A 252-nucleotide genomic window follows, 5' to 3' on the forward strand; every position below is an offset into this window, starting at 1 on the left:
GAGCGCACGCCTGATAAGCGTGAGGTCGATGGTTCAAGTCCATTTAGGCCCATTGACATAACGGCAAAAAAGCGCTAAAGTTATGTCTGGCTGAAAAAAGAAAAGACCTTGGGGGCTTAGCTCAGTTGGGAGAGCACCTGCTTTGCACGCAGGAGGTCATCGGTTCGAACCCGTTAGCCTCCATTGATCCGAAAGGATCAAAGAGCTAGTACATTGAAAACTGAATATAATCCAAGCAAAAAACCGAGACAA

At 46.8% G+C, this 252-nt stretch carries 1 tRNA gene; it reads left to right on the forward strand.

Annotated features, from left to right (window positions below):
- The first annotated feature begins 110 nt into the window (after positions 1-110).
- Positions 111-183: transfer RNA gene (locus CP368_RS10305), tRNA-Ala, on the forward strand.
- Positions 184-252: the final 69 nt, after the last annotated feature.

This window comes from Lactobacillus sp. UMNPBX17 (assembly GCF_002553735.1).
Lineage (GTDB): Bacteria > Bacillota > Bacilli > Lactobacillales > Lactobacillaceae > Lactobacillus > Lactobacillus gallinarum.